The organism is Staphylococcus pasteuri (assembly GCF_030547725.1).
GTDB lineage: Bacteria > Bacillota > Bacilli > Staphylococcales > Staphylococcaceae > Staphylococcus > Staphylococcus pasteuri.
Map to the genome: position 1 here is coordinate 1 of NZ_JAUOQO010000610.1, position 253 is coordinate 253.

1 protein-coding gene is annotated in these 253 nt (G+C 43.5%); it reads left to right on the top strand.

The window, feature by feature from the left end:
• A partial coding sequence (locus Q4528_RS14910) for a hypothetical protein (RefSeq protein WP_303522454.1) occupies positions 1-253 on the top strand: 253 nt, incomplete at both ends.

A 253-nucleotide genomic window follows, 5' to 3' on the forward strand; every position in this document is an offset into this window, starting at 1 on the left:
GCTCCCCTGCAATGCAAGAATGTGTCTTTTTCCATAAAAAATCAGCTGTTCTTATTGTTACCGACTGGGTTGAAAATTTTAGTATTGAGCATTTTTCTTGCTGTCATCGCTTGATTGCCAAAGGGGTAGGGATTTTAGCGCCTGACGGAAGAATGCCGATAGATTGGCGTTTGAGCTTTATGTTTGGTAGAGCAGAAGCTCGCGATCATCTAGCTTCTATTCTCAATTGGCAGCCCAAGGTTCTGGTAATGGC